Raw genomic sequence first — 15,649 nt, 5'->3', positions numbered from 1 at the left:
GCCCAGCAATGTTGCGTTTTCTTCGCCTGACAGACCAAGCTGTATCCACCAAGCGCGTATTGATCCGCGTTGATTTTAACGTGCCAGTGGACGCCCAGGGCAACATCACCGAAGACACACGCATCCGCGCCTCCCTGCCCGGCATTCAATATTGCCTGAACAACAACGCCGCGCTCATGCTGACCAGCCATTTTGGTCGCCCCACCGAGGGTGAGTATGACGAGAAACTCAGCCTGGCCCCCGTGGCCCAACGCTTGGGTGAACTCTTGGGCCGCCCCGTGCGCTTGGTCAAGGACTGGGTGTCTGGCGTCAGCGTGGCCCCCGGCGAAGTGGTGCTGCTTGAGAACTGCCGTTTCAACAAAGGCGAGAAAAAGAACAACCCTGACCTGGCCAAGCAAATTGCCGCCCTGTGCGACATTTACGTGAACGATGCCTTCGGCACAGCCCACCGGGCTGAAGCCACCACCCACGGTGCCGCCCAGTTTGCGCCCGTGGCCTGCGCGGGCCCTTTGCTGGCCGCCGAGCTGGATGCTTTGGGTGCAGCCCTGTCCGCCCCCAAGCGCCCGCTGGTGGCGATTGTGGCGGGCTCCAAAGTGTCCACCAAGTTGACTATTCTCAACAGCCTGGCCGAGAAAGTGGACCAGTTGATTGTGGGCGGCGGTATCGCCAACACCTTCATGGCTGCTCAAGGCCTGCCCATCGGCAAGTCGCTGGCTGAATCGGAACTGTTGGGCGAAGCCCGTCAAATCATCGAAAAAATGCAAGCCCGTGGTGCTGCGGTGCCCATCCCCGTGGATGTGGTGGTTGGATCCGAGTTCAGCCCAACCGCCGTGGCCACCACCAAAGACGCCACTGACGTGGCCGACACCGACATGATTTTCGACATTGGCCCCAAAACCGCCGAAGCCCTGTCCACCCTGCTGCAGAACGCAGGCACCATTGTGTGGAACGGCCCGGTGGGCGTGTTTGAATTCGACCAGTTTGGCCATGGCACTGAACGCCTGGCCCGCGCAGTGGCTGCCTCGTCGGCCTTCTCGATCGCGGGTGGTGGTGACACACTCGCGGCCATTGCCAAATACAACATCGGCAACGATGTCAGCTACATCTCCACCGGCGGTGGCGCGTTCCTTGAATTCCTCGAAGGCAAGGTGTTGCCTGCGGTTGAAATCCTTCAACAGCGCGCCGCTTAAGCCTGGGGGCCTGAATGACCTACGCCGTTCGTCAAACCAAAATTGTGGCCACGCTGGGGCCTGCAAGCTCCTCGCCTGAAGTGCTGGAGAAAATGATTCTTGCGGGCATGAACGTGGTCCGCGTGAATTTCTCCCATGGGTCAGCCGATGAGCACATTGGCCGCGTGAACACCGTGCGCGACATCGCCGCCAAGTTGGGAAAAGACGTGGCTGTGATGGCGGACCTGCAAGGCCCCAAGATTCGAATCGGCCTGTTCGCCAACGGTTCAACCACGCTGACTGAAGGGCAAACCTTTGTGCTTGACGCCCCCTGCAAAGAGGGTGACGACAGCCGTGTCGGCCTGGATTACCCCGAACTCGTCAACGACGTGAAAGCGGGCGACACCCTGTTGCTCGATGACGGAAAAATCGTTCTGAAGGTGAAACAAGTCATCGGTCAGCAGATCAACACCGTGGTTGAAGTCGGTGGGGTGCTGAAAAACCGCAAGGGCATCAACAAACTGGGGGGCGGTCTGTCCGCTCCGGCGCTGACTTCCAAAGACATGGAGGACATCCGCACCGCCGTGGCCTTTGAAGCCGATTACATTGCAGTGTCCTTCCCGAAAAGCGGGGCCGACATGTACATGGCCCGAGAACTGACTCGCGCTGCTGGTGGTCACGCCATGATGATTGCCAAAATCGAGCGTTGCGAGGCCCTTGAAAACCTCGACGACCTCATCCGATCCTGCGATGGCCTCATGGTGGCCCGTGGTGACTTGGCCGTTGAAATTGGCGATGCGGCTGTGCCAGCCGCCCAGAAGCGCCTGATTCGCGCCGCACGCGAAAACAACAAGCTCACCATCACTGCCACTCAGATGATGGAAAGCATGATCGAGAGCCCGGTGCCCACACGCGCTGAAGTGTCTGATGTGGCGAACGCCGTGCTCGACGGCACCGACGCAGTGATGTTGTCGGCTGAAACCGCTGCGGGGCGTTTCCCGGTAGAAACCATCAAGGCCATGGCCCGCACCTGTGTTGAGGCTGAAAAGTCAGCCCCGGTGAACCTGGACACGGATTTTCTCAACCGCAAATTCAAGCGAGTGGACCAGTCCATCGCGATGGCGGCGTTGTTCACTGCCCACCATCTGGATGTGAAGGCCATCGCCGCATTGACCCAGTCGGGCTCAACAGCGCTGTGGATGTCACGCCTGAATTGCGGTGTGCCGATTTTTGCCTTGACGCCTGAAGAGAAAACACGCCGTCGCCTGTCCCTGTACCGTGATGTGCGCACGGTGATGATGCAGGCGGAAACCGAAGACCGTGAATTGTTGTTGGCCAAGTCCGAAAAGGCTTTGCTGGACGCCAAGGTGGTTGAACTCGGCGATTTGATCGTCATCACCATCGGCGAGCCCATCGGCAAGTCCGGCGGCACCAACACCATGAAGATTGTTCGCGTGGGCGAGCACATCGGACTGCTGAACTGATTTTATTTTTGGAGACTCGTGATGCCTCTCGTATCAATGCGCCAACTGCTGGACCACGCCGCTGAAAACGGTTATGGAATCCCCGCGTTCAACGTGAACAACCTCGAACAGGTGCAAGCCGTGATGGCCGCTGCCGATGAGGTCGGTGCACCCGTCATCCTGCAAGCCAGTGCCGGTGCCCGCAAGTATGCCGGTGAGCCCTTCATCAAGCACCTGATTCAGGCCGCGGTGGAAGCTTTCCCTCACATTCCCCTGGTGATGCACCAAGACCACGGCACCAGCCCCAAGGTGTGCCAAGGCGCCATTGACCTGGGCTTCGGTTCGGTGATGATGGACGGCTCCCTGATGGAAGACGGCAAAACACCCGCCAGCTTCGACTACAACGTCAACGTCACCAAAACCGTGGTGGAGATGGCTCACAAAGTGGGTGTGACCGTGGAAGGCGAGCTTGGCTGTCTGGGCAACCTGGAAACCGGTGAAGCCGGCGAGGAAGACGGCATTGGTGCCGAAGGCAAACTGGACCACAGCCAGATGCTGACCGACCCTGAAGAAGCCGCTGTGTTTGTGAAGGCCACCCAACTGGACGCACTGGCCATTGCCATCGGCACCAGCCACGGCGCTTACAAATTCAGCCGCAAACCCACCGGTGACATTCTGGCCATCTCCCGCGTGAAAGAAATTCACGCCCGCATTCCCAACACCCACTTGGTGATGCACGGCTCCTCCTCGGTTCCTGCGGACCTGCTGGCCATCATCAACCAGTACGGCGGCAAAATGAAAGAAACCTACGGCGTACCCGTGGAAGAAATTCAGGAAGCCATCAAGTACGGCGTGCGCAAAATCAACATCGACACCGACATCCGCCTGGCCATGACCGGCGCGGTGCGCAAGTTCATGGCTGAAAACCCTGAAAAGTTCGATGCACGCGAGTGGCTTAAACCTGCACGCGAGGCTGCCAAAGCCATTTGTAAACAGCGTTACCTGGAATTCGGTTGCGAAGGCCAGGCTGGCAAAATCAAGCCCATCAGCTTGGTTGACATTGCCGCCAAGTACGCCAAGGGCGAATTGGCCCAGATCGTTCAGTAATTCCGGTGAGAGCCGCGGGGCAACAGCCCTGCGCGTCACTGGCTGCCCTGGCGCAGTTCACCACGCGGGTTTCCCGCGTGTTTGTCTTTTCAGAGCGCCCGCATTGTCGGGCCCGAACCACATAGGCACTTTTGAATGAGTACCGTGTTTGAAACCCAACTGAGCTCCTTGCCCCTGTTGCACCGTGGCAAGGTTCGTGAAAACTTCGCCGTGGGCGAGGACAAAATGTTGATTGTCGCCAGCGACCGCCTGTCGGCATTCGACGTGATTCTGGACCAGCCCATCCCCGAGAAAGGCATGGTGCTGACTCAGATGGCCCAGTTCTGGTTCGACATCCTGCGCGACGTGGTGCCCAACCACCTCACCGGCGTGGCCCCTGAATCAGTGCTGACTGAACAGGAAGCGGCTTTGGTGCGCGGACGTGCCATGGTGGTCAAGCGTCTCAAGCCGTTGCCCATCGAAGCCGTGGTGCGGGGTTACATCATCGGCTCGGGCTGGAAAGACTACCAAGCCACCGGTGCCGTGTGCGGCATCAAATTGCCTGCTGGCCTGCAAATGGCCGCCAAGCTGGATGAACCCATTTTCACGCCCGCCACCAAAGCGGCGGTTGGCGAGCATGATGAAAACATCGATTTCGCCACCATGTGCAGCGTGATCGGCGATGACTTGGCCCAACAAGTGCGCGACGTGTCGATCGCCCTGTACACCAAGGCCAGCGAATATGCGGCCAAGCAGGGCATCATCATTGCCGACACCAAATTCGAATTCGGCTTGGATGAACACGGCCAGTTGACGCTCATGGATGAGGTGTTGACCGCCGATTCATCCCGTTTCTGGCCCGCAGACCAGTACCAGGTGGGTGTGTCGCCCCCCTCATACGACAAACAGTTTGTGCGCGATTATCTGGAAAGCGTGCCCGGCTGGAACAAGAAGGCCCCAGCGCCGGTATTGCCCCAGGACATCATTGACAAAACGGCGGCCAAGTACCGCCAAGCGTATGAAGTGCTCACCGGCCGCGTGTGGCTGGGATAAGCAGTGACAGGGACAACGACGATGAGTGACAACATGCACAGCAGCGAACACCCCCAGGTTGGCGTGGTGATGGGTTCTTCCTCGGACTGGGAAGTGATGAAGAACGCCGTCCAGGTGCTGCGCGATTTTGGTGTGGACTATGAGGCCCGCGTTGTGTCGGCCCACCGCATGCCCGATGAAATGTTCCAATACGCTGAAACTGCGAGCGCACGTGGCCTTCAGGTCATCATCGCCGGGGCAGGGGGTGCTGCCCATTTGCCGGGCATGTTGGCAGCCAAAACCATTGTGCCCGTGATGGGCGTGCCGGTGCCTTCCAAGTATTTGCGCGGTGAAGACTCCCTGCTGTCCATCGTGCAAATGCCCAAGGGCATCCCAGTGAACACCTTTGCCATTGGCGAGGCGGGCGCTGCCAATGCAGCCTTGGCTGCAATCGCCATTTTGGCCTTGAACAATCCTGAATTGAAACAACGTCTGGAAGCCTTCCGTGTCAGCCAATCCAATGTGGCTCGGGACATGGAACTGCCGCCCCTGCGTTGAACCGGGTCACCACCATGAACCAAGCCAAATCCTCGGTTGAATTCAAAACAGCCTTGCCCAACCAGTGGTTGGGGCTGCTGGGCGGCGGCCAGTTGGGTCGCATGTTCTGTATGGCGGCCCAGTCATTGGGTTACAAGGTGCTGGTGTTGGACCCTGCCAGCAACAGCCCTGCCGGTTCGGTGGCCGATGGCCAGTTGTTGGCTGATTATCTGGACGATGCCGCCTTGGCCGAGTTGGCCGAGCGCTGTGTGGGGGTCACCACGGAATTCGAGAATGTGCCCGCCTTGGCGCTGGACACTCTGGCCAACCGCATTCCTGTCAGCCCCTCGGCCTTTTCGGTGGGGGTTGCCCAGCATCGTCTGGAAGAGAAAAGTTACGTCAGCGGCTGTGGCGTGCCCGTGGCACCACATGCCCCCGTGCGCAGCACGGCTGATATCAGCGAGGCCCTCTTGCCCCTGCTGCCCGGCATTTTGAAAACAGCGCGCCTGGGTTACGACGGGAAAGGGCAGGTCAGGGTCAGTACGCTGGACGATTTGCGCAAAGCCTTTGCCGACCTCAATGAGGTTGAGTGTGTCCTTGAAAAACGCCTTACGCTGTTGCGCGAGGTGTCGGTGATTGTGGCGCGTGACCACAAGGGCGAATGCATTACTTTCCCCGTGGCTGAGAACCACCACCGCAAAGGCATTTTGGCCACGACCATTGTGCCTGCCCGCATTGAAGACGTGATGGCTGCACAGGCCCGGGCCAGTGCCATTTCCATCGCAGGCGCTCTGGATTACGTGGGCGTTCTGTGTGTGGAGTTCTTTGTGGTGGAAGGAATGGGCTTGGTGGTCAATGAAATTGCACCGCGCCCCCACAACAGCGGCCACTACACCATCGACGCTTGTGTTACTTCCCAGTTCGAGCAACAAGCCCGCATCCTCGCGGGTTTGCCACTGGGCGACACGCGGCAGCACAGCCCTTCCGTCATGGTGAACCTGCTCGGCGAATTGTGGTTCGACGAACAAGGCAATGAGCGCGAGCCCGATTGGTCTGCGGTGCTGGCCCTGCCCCAGGTGAAGTTGCACCTGTATGGCAAAGAGCAAGCCCGTGTGGGTCGCAAGATGGGCCACATCACGATTGTGGCCCCAGCGCTTGAACAGGCCTTGGCGGTGGCTGACCAGGTGCGCAGCATTCTGGGCATCGGCGACGACGATTGAACCACGCCTGCCATGGCCCTGCGCACCGCTCTGCTCAAACCCACCCACAGCAACATTGCTGAAGCGGCCCAGGCATTGGCCATGGGCAAGCTGGTGGCCTTTCCTACAGAAACCGTGTTTGGTTTGGGCGCCGCGGTGACCAGCGAATCCGCATTGGCTGGCGTGTTCAAGGCCAAAGGCCGCCCTGCCGACCACCCCCTGATTGCCCATGTGGCGCCTGACGCGGACCTTTCCGGCTGGGTGGCCGAGCTGTCCCCTCACGCCCGAGCACTCATGCAGGCTTTTTGGCCGGGTCCATTGACGCTGGTGTTGCCCAAGGGTGAGCGCATGTCGCTCACCGTCACTGGGGGGCAGCAGTCTGTGGGTGTGCGTTGCCCCGATCACCCCGTGGCCATTGAACTGTTGCGTGATGTCGGGGTACCTGTGGCTGCCCCTTCGGCCAACCGCTTTGGCAAAGTCAGCCCCACCCGCGCGGCCCATGTGCTGCAGGAACTGGATGGCCGCATCGACTATGTGCTGGATGGCGACATTCCCCGAGTGGGCATCGAATCCACCATCGTGAGCTTGATCGGTGATCAGCCTGCAATTTTGCGCCCGGGCGCCATCACAGCCAGCCAGATTGAACAGGTGGTAAAGACCCCCGTGCTGAACCTTGCCCAAGTGCGTGCCCAAGGGGATCAGACCCGCGTGTCCGGCGCATTGGACAAACACTACAGCCCTGATGCCCGAGTGAACGTGCTGGATGCGCCCGCTTTATCGCGGGTTCGTTGCGAGCAATCAACCCTGATCGTGGGGTGGACCGATGACTTTCTGGCCGAGGTGTCTGAGGTTCAGGTGCGCAGTGTGGTCAAACCCAAGCTGCTGGCCTTGAGCAATCATCCAGACCAAGTGGCCCAACAGCTTTATCTCATTCTGCGCAAAGCCGATGAAGATGGCCATGCGCAGTTGATCATCGAACAGCCTGCCCACACACCCGAGTGGGAAGGGGTTGCGGATCGCCTTAAGCGGGCTTCAGCCTAGGCTGGACTGAACTTTTTCTCTCTGGTTTGTGACGAAAGGGGTCTGCATTTTTTCGACCTGATTGTCATGCCTTCTCCCAGCGCAGCTACAGCCCATGCCAATGGTCTTGATGCCCATACTCCCGAGGCTCAAACCGAGTCGAAGTCAGTCTTCGCCCGGCCTGCAGTCCGCTTGGCGAGAAATCTGGTGGGCGCTTTGGGGGTCACGGCTTTTGTCGTGTGTGCAGTCACCAATTCAACCCTGAATGCCGCCATCACCTCTGCGGCCAGCAAGGTGGCGGCCGGTTTTTCAAGCTGCAACGCCTACGTGGCCGCGCACATGGGGGCGTTTGCCGGTGGGGCAGTGGCCATCGGGGCCATTAACCTGCTGGATGGTGTGATGTCTTACCGGTCAGCCCGAAAAAAGGCAGGCAAACTGAGCACCATGGAATACGCCAAACCTCAAGCTGAGCGTGGCAGCCAGGCCTATCAGCGTCTGAGAAAGGCTTACACCCAGATGAAAGCCCGTGGTGCCTTACAAACCGCGATGGGCATCACCGCCATTACCGTGGGTGCGCTGGCGCTGGCTGGGGCGATGAGTAATCCTATCGGCCTTGGCGTGGTGTTGGGCTTGGCCGTGGCCATTTATGTGGGCGTTCAGGTGCACAAGTGGTACGTCAACCGGGAAATCAAGCGGTCCATGGCCGAGTACACCAGGCCGACAGTCGCACCTGCTTAAAGTCCATCGGCGAAAAAAAAGCGCCTTGCGGCGCTTTTTTACATCTGCTGCGTGGGAATGTGCCCGCGCTGCTCATTCATTCGGTTGTTGTCGTCAACAAACACCAGTTTGGGCTGGAAGGTTTTGCATTCTTCATCGTTCAGTGTGCCGTAGGCGGCAATAATCACCAAGTCGCCTTTCTGCGCGCGGCGAGCTGCAGCACCGTTCAGGGAAATCATGCCGCTGCCACGTTCGCCTTTGATGGCGTAGGTGGAGAAACGCTCGCCATTGTCGATCACATAAATGTCGATGCGCTGAAATTCAATGATGCCGGACGCTTCAAGCAGGTTCTCATCAATGGCGCATGAACCCTCGTAGTGCAGTTCGCAGTGGGTCACCTTGGCTCGGTGGATCTTCCCAAGCAGCATTTCGCGTTGCATCACTCAATCTCCAGGTTGTCGATCAAGCGGGTGGTTCCCAGCTTTGCGGCCGCCAAAATCACCAGTGGCGTGCCTGTCGACAGGTTTTCATCGGTGGGGCGCATCAGGTCATGCTGTCTGCGCACCTCGAAGTAGTCTGGTTTCCAGCCCCGTTGAACAAGGCGGTCCCGACAATCGGCCTCGAATTGTACCAACAGGTCCAGATTCGGGCGACGGGATTTGACCAGATTGGAGAGATCATTCAAAAGTTGAAACAGAAAGGGCGCTTCGGCCCGTTCGGTCTCATTCAGATAACGGTTGCGTGACGACATGGCCAGGCCGTCGGGGTCGCGCACCGTGGGCGCTGCGATGATTTCAATGGGCATGGCCAGTTGTTGCACCAAGCGCCGGATGATCATCAACTGTTGGTAATCCTTTTTACCAAACACGGCCACTTTGGGCTGCACGCAGTTGAACAGCTTGGTTACCACGGTGCTAACACCCTCAAAGAACCCTGGGCGGAACTCGCCCTCAAGGGTATTGCCCAAGCCGTCCGGGGGGCGGATTCGGTAGTCCTGGGGCTCGGGGTAAAGGTCGCGCTCCGTGGGCGCAAACATCACGTAGACGTTTTCCTTCTCCAGTTTGGCGGCGTCTTCGGCCATGGTGCGGGGGTATTTGTCGAAATCTTCATTCGGCCCAAACTGCAGCCGGTTCACAAACACACTGGCCACGACCGGGTCGCCGTGTTTGGCGGCGATGCGCATCAGCGACATGTGGCCTTCGTGCAGGTTACCCATGGTGGGCACAAAAGCAGTCCTGTTTTGGCCGCGTAGCTGGTCGCGCAGGTCCGTGATGGAGGAAATCTGTCTCATGACGTGTTCAGAAGGTGTGTTCAGGCCCAGGAAAGGTGCGGTTTTTGACCGCTGCCACGTAGGCCTGAATGGCCGCCTGGATGGAGGGCTGATTATCCATGAAATTGCGGACGAATTTGGGTTTTTTACCCGGAAAAACATCCAGCATGTCATGCAAAACAAGCACTTGGCCGTCGCAATCAACTCCTGCGCCAATGCCGATGGTGGGCACTGTCAGGGTGCGTGAAATGTCCGCGCCCAATTTGCCCGGAATCAGTTCAAACAACACCAGTTGAGCGCCTGCATCCTGCATGGCTTTGGCGTTGGTTTTCAGGATTTTGGCCGCTTTGGCGTCCTTGCCCTGAACCCGGTAACCGCCCAGTGCGCTGACAGACTGGGGGGTCAAGCCCAGGTGGGCGCAGACGGGGATGTCTCGTGTGGTCAGGTAACTCACGGTGTCGGCCAGCCAGGCGGTGCCTTCCAGCTTCACCATATTGGCCCCAGCCGCCATCAGGCGGGCTGCATTGCGGTAGGCCTGTTCAGGGCTTTCCTGATAACTGCCAAAGGGCATGTCGGCCAGTACAAACGCAGTTTTGTTGCCGGCAGCCACGCTGCGGGTGTGGTACTCCATCATCTCCATGGTCACCGGCAGTGTGCTCGGCATGCCCGCCAACACCATGCCCAGTGAATCACCAATCAGCAAAATATCCACACCGCTGGCGTCCAGCAGGCTGGAAAAGCAGGCGTCGTAACAGGTCAGCATGGCGATTTTTTCGCCCTGTTGTTTCATCTCCAGCAGGCGGGGCAGGGTCACGGCCTTGCGGGCTGCTGCAGGGGTTGCGTGGGGTTGGGCGCTCATGGTCACTCCCTGGGCACTGTCATTCAGACCAGTTGAAAAATTCCCGCCGACCTTTCATGCCCTCAATCTGGTTGAGCAGCAACTCAAAGTCTTCATCGTGGTCAACCGGGTTCAGGTGTTCGGTGTTCACGATCAGCAAGGGCGCGTCGTCATAGTGGTAAAAGAATCGGCTGTACGCTTCGCTCAGTTGCGCCAAGTACTGTTCCGTGATGTTCAATTCATACGAAATGGCCCGGCGTTGAACCCGCTCCAGCAGTGTGGCGGGCGGGGCCTGCAGGTAGATCACGAGGTCTGGTGTGCCGGTCTGCGGGCTTTGGTGGCTGTAGATCTGGTTGTACAGCTTGAGCTCTTCTTCGTCCAGAGTCAGCGAGGCAAACATCCGGTCCTTATCCAGCAGGAAGTCGCTGACCACCATGTTCTCGAAAAAGTCCCGTTGAGTCAGGTCACGCAGTTGCCCGATGCGCTGGAACAGGAAAAACAGTTGGGTGGGCAGGGCATAGCGCCCCGGTTCGCTGTAAAACTTGTCCAGAAACGGGTTTTCGTCCGGCTTTTCCAGCAACAGTTCGGCATTAAAGCGTTCAGCCAAGCGACGTGTAAGCGAGGTCTTGCCCACCCCAATGGGGCCTTCAATCACAATGTGCCGGTATTTGCTGGCCAGATTGCTGGTTTGGGCTTGCGTCAACTCGGTCTCCGCGAGGTCGTGGGTTTGTCTTGTGCGTTGCGCCACAGTGTAGCGCAGGGCGGTGCCCGCAATTGGAAGCGGTCCTCAAATCCGCTTGCAGACTTGGTCTTGAGTTTTTGGCAACCAGAGGGCGGCAGGGCCAAGCCCGGGAATCTCGATGTCGGGGCTGAGGTCCAACAGGGGGGCCAGCACAAACCGCCGTGTGTGCAGGCGCGGGTGGGGTACCGTCAGTTCGGGGCTGTTGCGCACCTGGTCGCCAAACAGCAGCACATCCACATCAATCAGGCGCGGCGCGTTCCGCACGCTGCGCACCCGCCCAAGGTCGCTTTCCAGTTGCATGCACAGGGCCAGCAGGGCCTCAGGGGTGTCGGTCCACTGAAGGCGGGCCACGGCATTGATGTAGTCAGGCCCAGTGGCGTCCACAGGCGCACTGGCGTACCGGGGTGACATTTCAAACGCGTGTACGCGTGGGTCAGCCGCCATGCGCCGTTCCAGTTCATCAAACAGGGCATGTGGGTCGCCCAGGTTGCCACCCAAACCCAGGTGGCAGGTGGTCCCCAAAGTCATTCAGCCGGGCCTGTTGCAGAGCCGCCCCCATTGGGTTTGCGTCGGCGGCGGCGCTTTTTACGGGCAGGGTCGCCACCCTCGCCACGGTTCTCGGCGTTGCCCCGCAGCCCATCCAGCAGGCTTTGCCGGTGGGTGTTGTCGGTTTCTGCAAACTCACGCCACCATAGGGCCAGTGCTTTGTCGGCATCGCCCACCACGGCGCGCAGTTCGAAAAAGTCCAGCGCAGCGCGGAACTTGGCCTGTTCAAGCATTTTGAAAGGGGCCTTGCCCGCCCGTTTTTCAAACCGGGGTTGAAATGCCCAAATTTCCCGCATGTCGCCAGTCAGTCGTCGCGGAATGGCGGTGCGCTCGGCCTGCTCGGCCAGCACTTGGTCCATGGCCGCAAACAGGGCAGGAAACTTCACTTCCCCGCGCTTGATGCGCACTTCCCAGTCTTCAAGCACCAGGTGCCACAGCAAGCAGGCGAAGAGGAAACCCGGGCTCAACGGTTTGCCATCTTTCACCCGTTGATCGGTTCGCGCCAACGCTTCGGTGAGGAAACTCTCGCCTTTCTTGTGGTCGAGAATGGCATCCAGCAGCGGGAACACACCACCATGCAAGCCTGCTTTGCGCAACCCGACCAAACAGGCCATGGCAGACCCGCTCATCAGCAGTTTGAGCATTTCATCGAACAGGCGCGAGGCGGGAACATTCTTGAGCAAGTCAGCCAGCTCAGCAATCGGCGCGTAGGTTGCAGGTTCAATGCGGAAGTCCAGCTTGGCTGCAAAGCGCACCACACGCAGCATGCGCACCGGGTCTTCGCGGTAGCGGCGCACCGGTTCGCCAATCATCCGCAGGGTACGGGCCCGCAAGTCTTCCATACCACGGTGGTAGTCCCAAACCGTTTCCGTGGTGGGGTCGTAGTACATGGCGTTGACGGTGAAGTCGCGCCGGGAGGCGTCTTCATCTTGACGGCCAAATTCGTTGTCGCGCAACACCCGCCCATGCTCATCCACTTCGCTGCTGGAACTCGCCAGGGCCCGGAAGGTCGAGGTTTCGATGGTTTCCGGACCAAACATCACATGAACAATCTGGAAACGACGGCCAATGATGCGTGCCCTGCGGAACAGGCGCTGCACCTGTTCCGGGCTTGCGTCAGTGGCCACGTCAAAGTCTTTGGGGCGCATGCCCAACAGCAGGTCGCGCACCGCACCGCCAACCACGAAGGCCTTGTAGCCTTTGGATTGAAGTGTTTCGCACACCCGAATGGCGTTGTGGCTCACCAGCCTGCGGTCAATGCGGTGGTCGGCCACATTCCAGATTTTGGGTTTGTGCACGGAGTATGAACGTCCAGTTTTATCGTGGCCTTGAAGGTGTGAGTGCGTCGCTGTGCCGGGTGTGTCTCGGCTTAAGCCGGGCTTGGCAAACAGGCGCTTGAAGAATTTCTTGATCATACGAATAGCTCGATGATGGGCCATTGCCGCGTTTGGGCGATTTTGGCCAAAGTGGGGTCCGGGTTGGCGGCCACCGGGTGGCTGACCTGTTCCAGCAGGGGCAGGTCGTTGATTGAGTCACTGTAAAAGGTGCTTGCAGTGACGTCGCTCCATTGCCAGCCCTGGGATTGTAGCCATTGGTTCAACCGGGTGACTTTGCCTTCACGGAAACAGGGCAGGCCACTGACTTTGCCGGTGAATTCGCCATCCATGGCTTCTGGTTCAGTGGCGATCAGGTGTTCAATCCCAAACGCCTGGGCAATCGGGGTGGTGATAAAGCTGTTGGTGGCTGTGATGATGACACACACATCACCCGCATTTTGATGCTGCTCAATCAAGCGGATTGCGCTGGGCCGAATGTTGGGGCCAATCACCTTCTCCATGTACTGGGCGTGCCAGGCGTCCAGCGTCTTGCGTGGGTTGTTTTTCAGGGGCTGGAACTGAAAATCCAGAAAGGCGTGAATGTCGAGCGTGCCTGCTTTGTAATCGGCGTAAAACTGGTCGTTTCTGGCCTCGAACACAGCGCGATCCAGCACGCCAAGGTCGATCAGAAATTGAGACCATCCATGGTCAGAGTCCATGGGCAGCAGCGTGTTGTCGAGGTCGAACAGGGCAAGTTTCATGTTGGGCTCAAGGCATCTCGGGTTCACGAACCACCAGGCTTTCCCGGCGTTTCATCCAGTGGCGCAGCAGGTTGACGCTCACGGGTTTGTGTTGTTCCAATGAAAAGCGGTCCAGGCCGTCCATGACAGCAGTCAGGGAGCCCATGTCCCTCTGAAAATGCCTGAGGGCATAGTCCACCACTTCCGGGCTGAGTTCAAGGCCTCGGGCCTGTGCAATGTGCTGCAGGGCGGTCAGCTTCTCGTCGTCGGTCAAGGGCAGAATTCGCAGGCAAAGCCCGGCCTGAATGCGTGTGCGCAAGTCCTCTCGCAGGGGCAGGTCCGCGGGGGCCTGTTCACCACACAGCACGATCGCGGGTGGCTGGCGGTCGGCCAGGGCGCTGTTGAAGGCATTGAACAACTGCACCTGTGAATAGGGCGTTAACTCTTCAATGTTGTCCATCAGCAGTGCCTGCGGCGCAGGCTTGAAGACAAATCGGGTGGTGCCTGTCAGTGCGGTCACCCCAAGGTTTTGGGCCAGCCCGCGCAACAAATGGGTTTTTCCGCAGCCCACCGGCCCGTACAGGTACACCAGTTGGGGTGACGATGTGCCCGGTTGGCCGAGCCGGCTCAATTCGTGCATAACCTGCGCATTCCGGCCCACCAGAAAATTCCCAAGGTTTGGCTTGGGCGGTGTAAAGACGTCAAGTAGCAGTTGTTGCATGAACGGTCAGAGGGCCAGGGGGCGACGAAGACAACGCAAGAGCCGGGCTGAAAACAACCGGCAAGGTAGCCGACAATAATACCCCGAAAGACGGAATTTGAGCCCCGAGTCGGGTAAAATGTCAGGCTTGTCAGGCTGGCCGGCCTTGGCGTGCCCTTGGGGCTCTGTCAACCGCGTACCACCGTTTGCCCAACTCACTCTTGGATTGCCCTTCATGAATTCTCCCTTGACCTACAAAGACGCCGGTGTGGACATCCAGGCCGGTGACGATCTGGTTGAAGCCATCAAGCCCTTGGCCAAGCGCACACTGCGCCCGGGCGTGTTGGCTGGCATCGGTGGTTTTGGTGCGCTGTTTGAAGTGCCCAAGGGTTACAAGGAACCTGTGTTGGTGTCGGGTACCGACGGCGTGGGCACCAAGCTGCGCTTAGCCTTTGAATGGAACATCCATAACACCGTGGGCATCGATTTGGTGGCCATGAGTGCCAATGACATTCTCGTACAGGGCGCAGAACCCCTGTTCTTCCTGGATTATTTTGCCTGCGGCAAGCTGGATGTGAAAACCGCCGCCAGCGTGGTTGGCGGCATCGCCTTGGGTTGTGAGCAGGCTGGTTGCGCATTGATCGGCGGCGAAACTGCCGAGATGCCCGGCATGTACCCCGAAGGAGAATACGATTTGGCCGGTTTTGCCGTTGGAGTGGTCGAGAAATCCGAAATCATTGATGGCAGCAAAGTGGCTGCCGGTGACGTGGTCATCGGCCTGGCTTCCAATGGTGTGCATTCCAATGGTTTTTCGCTGGTGCGCAAAATCATCGAGCGTGCTCAGCCCGATCTGAACCAGGCCTGCGACGGTGTCACGCTGCGTGAAGCCGTCATGGCCCCAACCCGCATGTATGTGAAGCCTGTGCTCAAGCTGATTCGCAGCTTGCCTGTGCATGCCTTGGCCCACATCACTGGTGGTGGCTTGGTCGAGAATATTCCCCGAGTGCTGCCCGAAGGCCTGACCGCCGAACTGCAACGCAGCGCCTGGCCTGAAAGCGACCTCTTCAAGTGGTTGCAAACCAATGGTCAAGTGCCGTTCGACGAAATGAATCGCGTGTTCAACTGCGGTATCGGCATGGTGTTGGTGGTGCCCGCGGCCCAAGCCGATGCCGCCGTTGACTTGTTGCGTGCCGAAGGTGAGCAACCCTACCGCATTGGCCAAATCCGCCAGCGTGCGGAAGGCGAAGCTCAAACCATTGTGCGCCCAGCCTGAT

At 59.0% G+C, this 15,649-nt stretch carries 17 protein-coding genes; 9 read left to right on the top strand and 8 right to left on the bottom strand.

Annotated elements, in window-relative coordinates:
- Positions 1-8: 8 nt before the first annotated feature.
- The 8 genes from ACK4FF_RS14820 to ACK4FF_RS14785 all read left to right on the top strand — a co-directional run bounded on the left by ACK4FF_RS14820 (position 9) and on the right by ACK4FF_RS14785 (position 8,244).
- Positions 9-1,190: a phosphoglycerate kinase gene (locus tag ACK4FF_RS14820; RefSeq protein ID WP_409710979.1), complete on the top strand. Its 1,182-nt coding sequence runs from the start codon at positions 9-11 to the stop codon at positions 1,188-1,190.
- Positions 1,191-1,204: 14 nt separating this feature from the next.
- Positions 1,205-2,653: a pyruvate kinase gene (gene pyk, locus ACK4FF_RS14815; protein WP_409710977.1), complete on the top strand. Its 1,449-nt coding sequence runs from the start codon at positions 1,205-1,207 to the stop codon at positions 2,651-2,653.
- Positions 2,654-2,674: 21 nt separating this feature from the next.
- On the top strand, positions 2,675-3,739 hold the full coding sequence (fba, locus tag ACK4FF_RS14810; protein ID WP_409710975.1) for a class II fructose-bisphosphate aldolase: 1,065 nt from the start codon (positions 2,675-2,677) through the stop codon (positions 3,737-3,739).
- A gap of 135 nt (positions 3,740-3,874) precedes the next feature.
- Complete coding sequence (locus ACK4FF_RS14805) at positions 3,875-4,771, top strand: phosphoribosylaminoimidazolesuccinocarboxamide synthase (RefSeq protein WP_409710973.1); 897 nt, start codon at positions 3,875-3,877, stop codon at positions 4,769-4,771.
- A gap of 21 nt (positions 4,772-4,792) precedes the next feature.
- Entirely contained in the window at positions 4,793-5,308 is a 516-nt protein-coding gene (purE, locus tag ACK4FF_RS14800; RefSeq protein WP_409710972.1) for a 5-(carboxyamino)imidazole ribonucleotide mutase, read from the top strand.
- A 14-nt stretch (positions 5,309-5,322) separates the two neighbouring features.
- Positions 5,323-6,507, top strand: a complete 1,185-nt coding sequence (locus ACK4FF_RS14795; RefSeq protein WP_409710970.1) for a 5-(carboxyamino)imidazole ribonucleotide synthase — start codon at positions 5,323-5,325, stop codon at positions 6,505-6,507.
- A 12-nt stretch (positions 6,508-6,519) separates the two neighbouring features.
- The gene (locus ACK4FF_RS14790) at positions 6,520-7,527 is read left to right on the top strand and encodes an L-threonylcarbamoyladenylate synthase (RefSeq protein ID WP_409710968.1); all 1,008 of its coding nucleotides are present in this window, start codon (positions 6,520-6,522) and stop codon (positions 7,525-7,527) included.
- A gap of 66 nt (positions 7,528-7,593) precedes the next feature.
- On the top strand, positions 7,594-8,244 hold the full coding sequence (locus ACK4FF_RS14785; protein WP_409710966.1) for a hypothetical protein: 651 nt from the start codon (positions 7,594-7,596) through the stop codon (positions 8,242-8,244).
- A 38-nt stretch (positions 8,245-8,282) separates the two neighbouring features.
- On the opposite strand, the gene panD is transcribed toward ACK4FF_RS14785, so the two are convergent.
- The 8 genes from panD to ACK4FF_RS14745 all read right to left on the bottom strand — a co-directional run bounded on the left by panD (position 8,283) and on the right by ACK4FF_RS14745 (position 14,396).
- A complete protein-coding gene (gene panD / locus ACK4FF_RS14780; protein ID WP_409711160.1) occupies positions 8,283-8,663 on the bottom strand; it encodes an aspartate 1-decarboxylase in 381 nt (126 codons plus the stop codon).
- Positions 8,663-9,514, bottom strand: coding sequence for a pantoate--beta-alanine ligase (panC, locus tag ACK4FF_RS14775; protein WP_409710964.1), 852 nt, complete (start codon positions 9,512-9,514; stop codon positions 8,663-8,665). The genes panD and panC overlap by 1 nt, the downstream gene beginning before the upstream one ends.
- 7 nt (positions 9,515-9,521) lie before the next feature.
- Entirely contained in the window at positions 9,522-10,352 is an 831-nt protein-coding gene (gene panB, locus ACK4FF_RS14770; protein WP_409710962.1) for a 3-methyl-2-oxobutanoate hydroxymethyltransferase, read from the bottom strand.
- Positions 10,353-10,371: 19 nt separating this feature from the next.
- Positions 10,372-11,034: a deoxynucleoside kinase gene (locus tag ACK4FF_RS14765; protein WP_409710960.1), complete on the bottom strand. Its 663-nt coding sequence runs from the start codon at positions 11,032-11,034 to the stop codon at positions 10,372-10,374.
- 84 nt (positions 11,035-11,118) lie between these two features.
- Complete coding sequence (gene folK / locus ACK4FF_RS14760) at positions 11,119-11,601, bottom strand: 2-amino-4-hydroxy-6-hydroxymethyldihydropteridine diphosphokinase (RefSeq protein ID WP_409710958.1); 483 nt, start codon at positions 11,599-11,601, stop codon at positions 11,119-11,121.
- Positions 11,598-13,034: a polynucleotide adenylyltransferase PcnB gene (gene pcnB, locus ACK4FF_RS14755; protein WP_409710956.1), complete on the bottom strand. Its 1,437-nt coding sequence runs from the start codon at positions 13,032-13,034 to the stop codon at positions 11,598-11,600. The genes folK and pcnB overlap by 4 nt, the downstream gene beginning before the upstream one ends.
- A complete protein-coding gene (locus tag ACK4FF_RS14750) occupies positions 13,031-13,696 on the bottom strand; it encodes an HAD family hydrolase (protein ID WP_409710954.1) in 666 nt (221 codons plus the stop codon). Before ACK4FF_RS14750 ends, pcnB begins: the two co-directional genes overlap by 4 nt.
- A gap of 7 nt (positions 13,697-13,703) precedes the next feature.
- Complete coding sequence (locus ACK4FF_RS14745) at positions 13,704-14,396, bottom strand: HdaA/DnaA family protein (protein WP_409710952.1); 693 nt, start codon at positions 14,394-14,396, stop codon at positions 13,704-13,706.
- Positions 14,397-14,610: 214 nt separating this feature from the next.
- Between ACK4FF_RS14745 and purM the strand changes: the two genes are divergently transcribed.
- Complete coding sequence (gene purM, locus ACK4FF_RS14740; protein WP_409710950.1) at positions 14,611-15,648, top strand: phosphoribosylformylglycinamidine cyclo-ligase; 1,038 nt, start codon at positions 14,611-14,613, stop codon at positions 15,646-15,648.
- The last annotated feature ends 1 nt before the right edge of the window (position 15,649 follow it).

The organism is Limnobacter sp. (genome assembly GCF_046297615.1).
GTDB lineage: Bacteria > Pseudomonadota > Gammaproteobacteria > Burkholderiales > Burkholderiaceae_B > Limnobacter.
The sequence above is the reverse complement of the archived record's forward strand: the minus strand, read 5'-3'. Positions and strand labels throughout refer to the sequence as shown.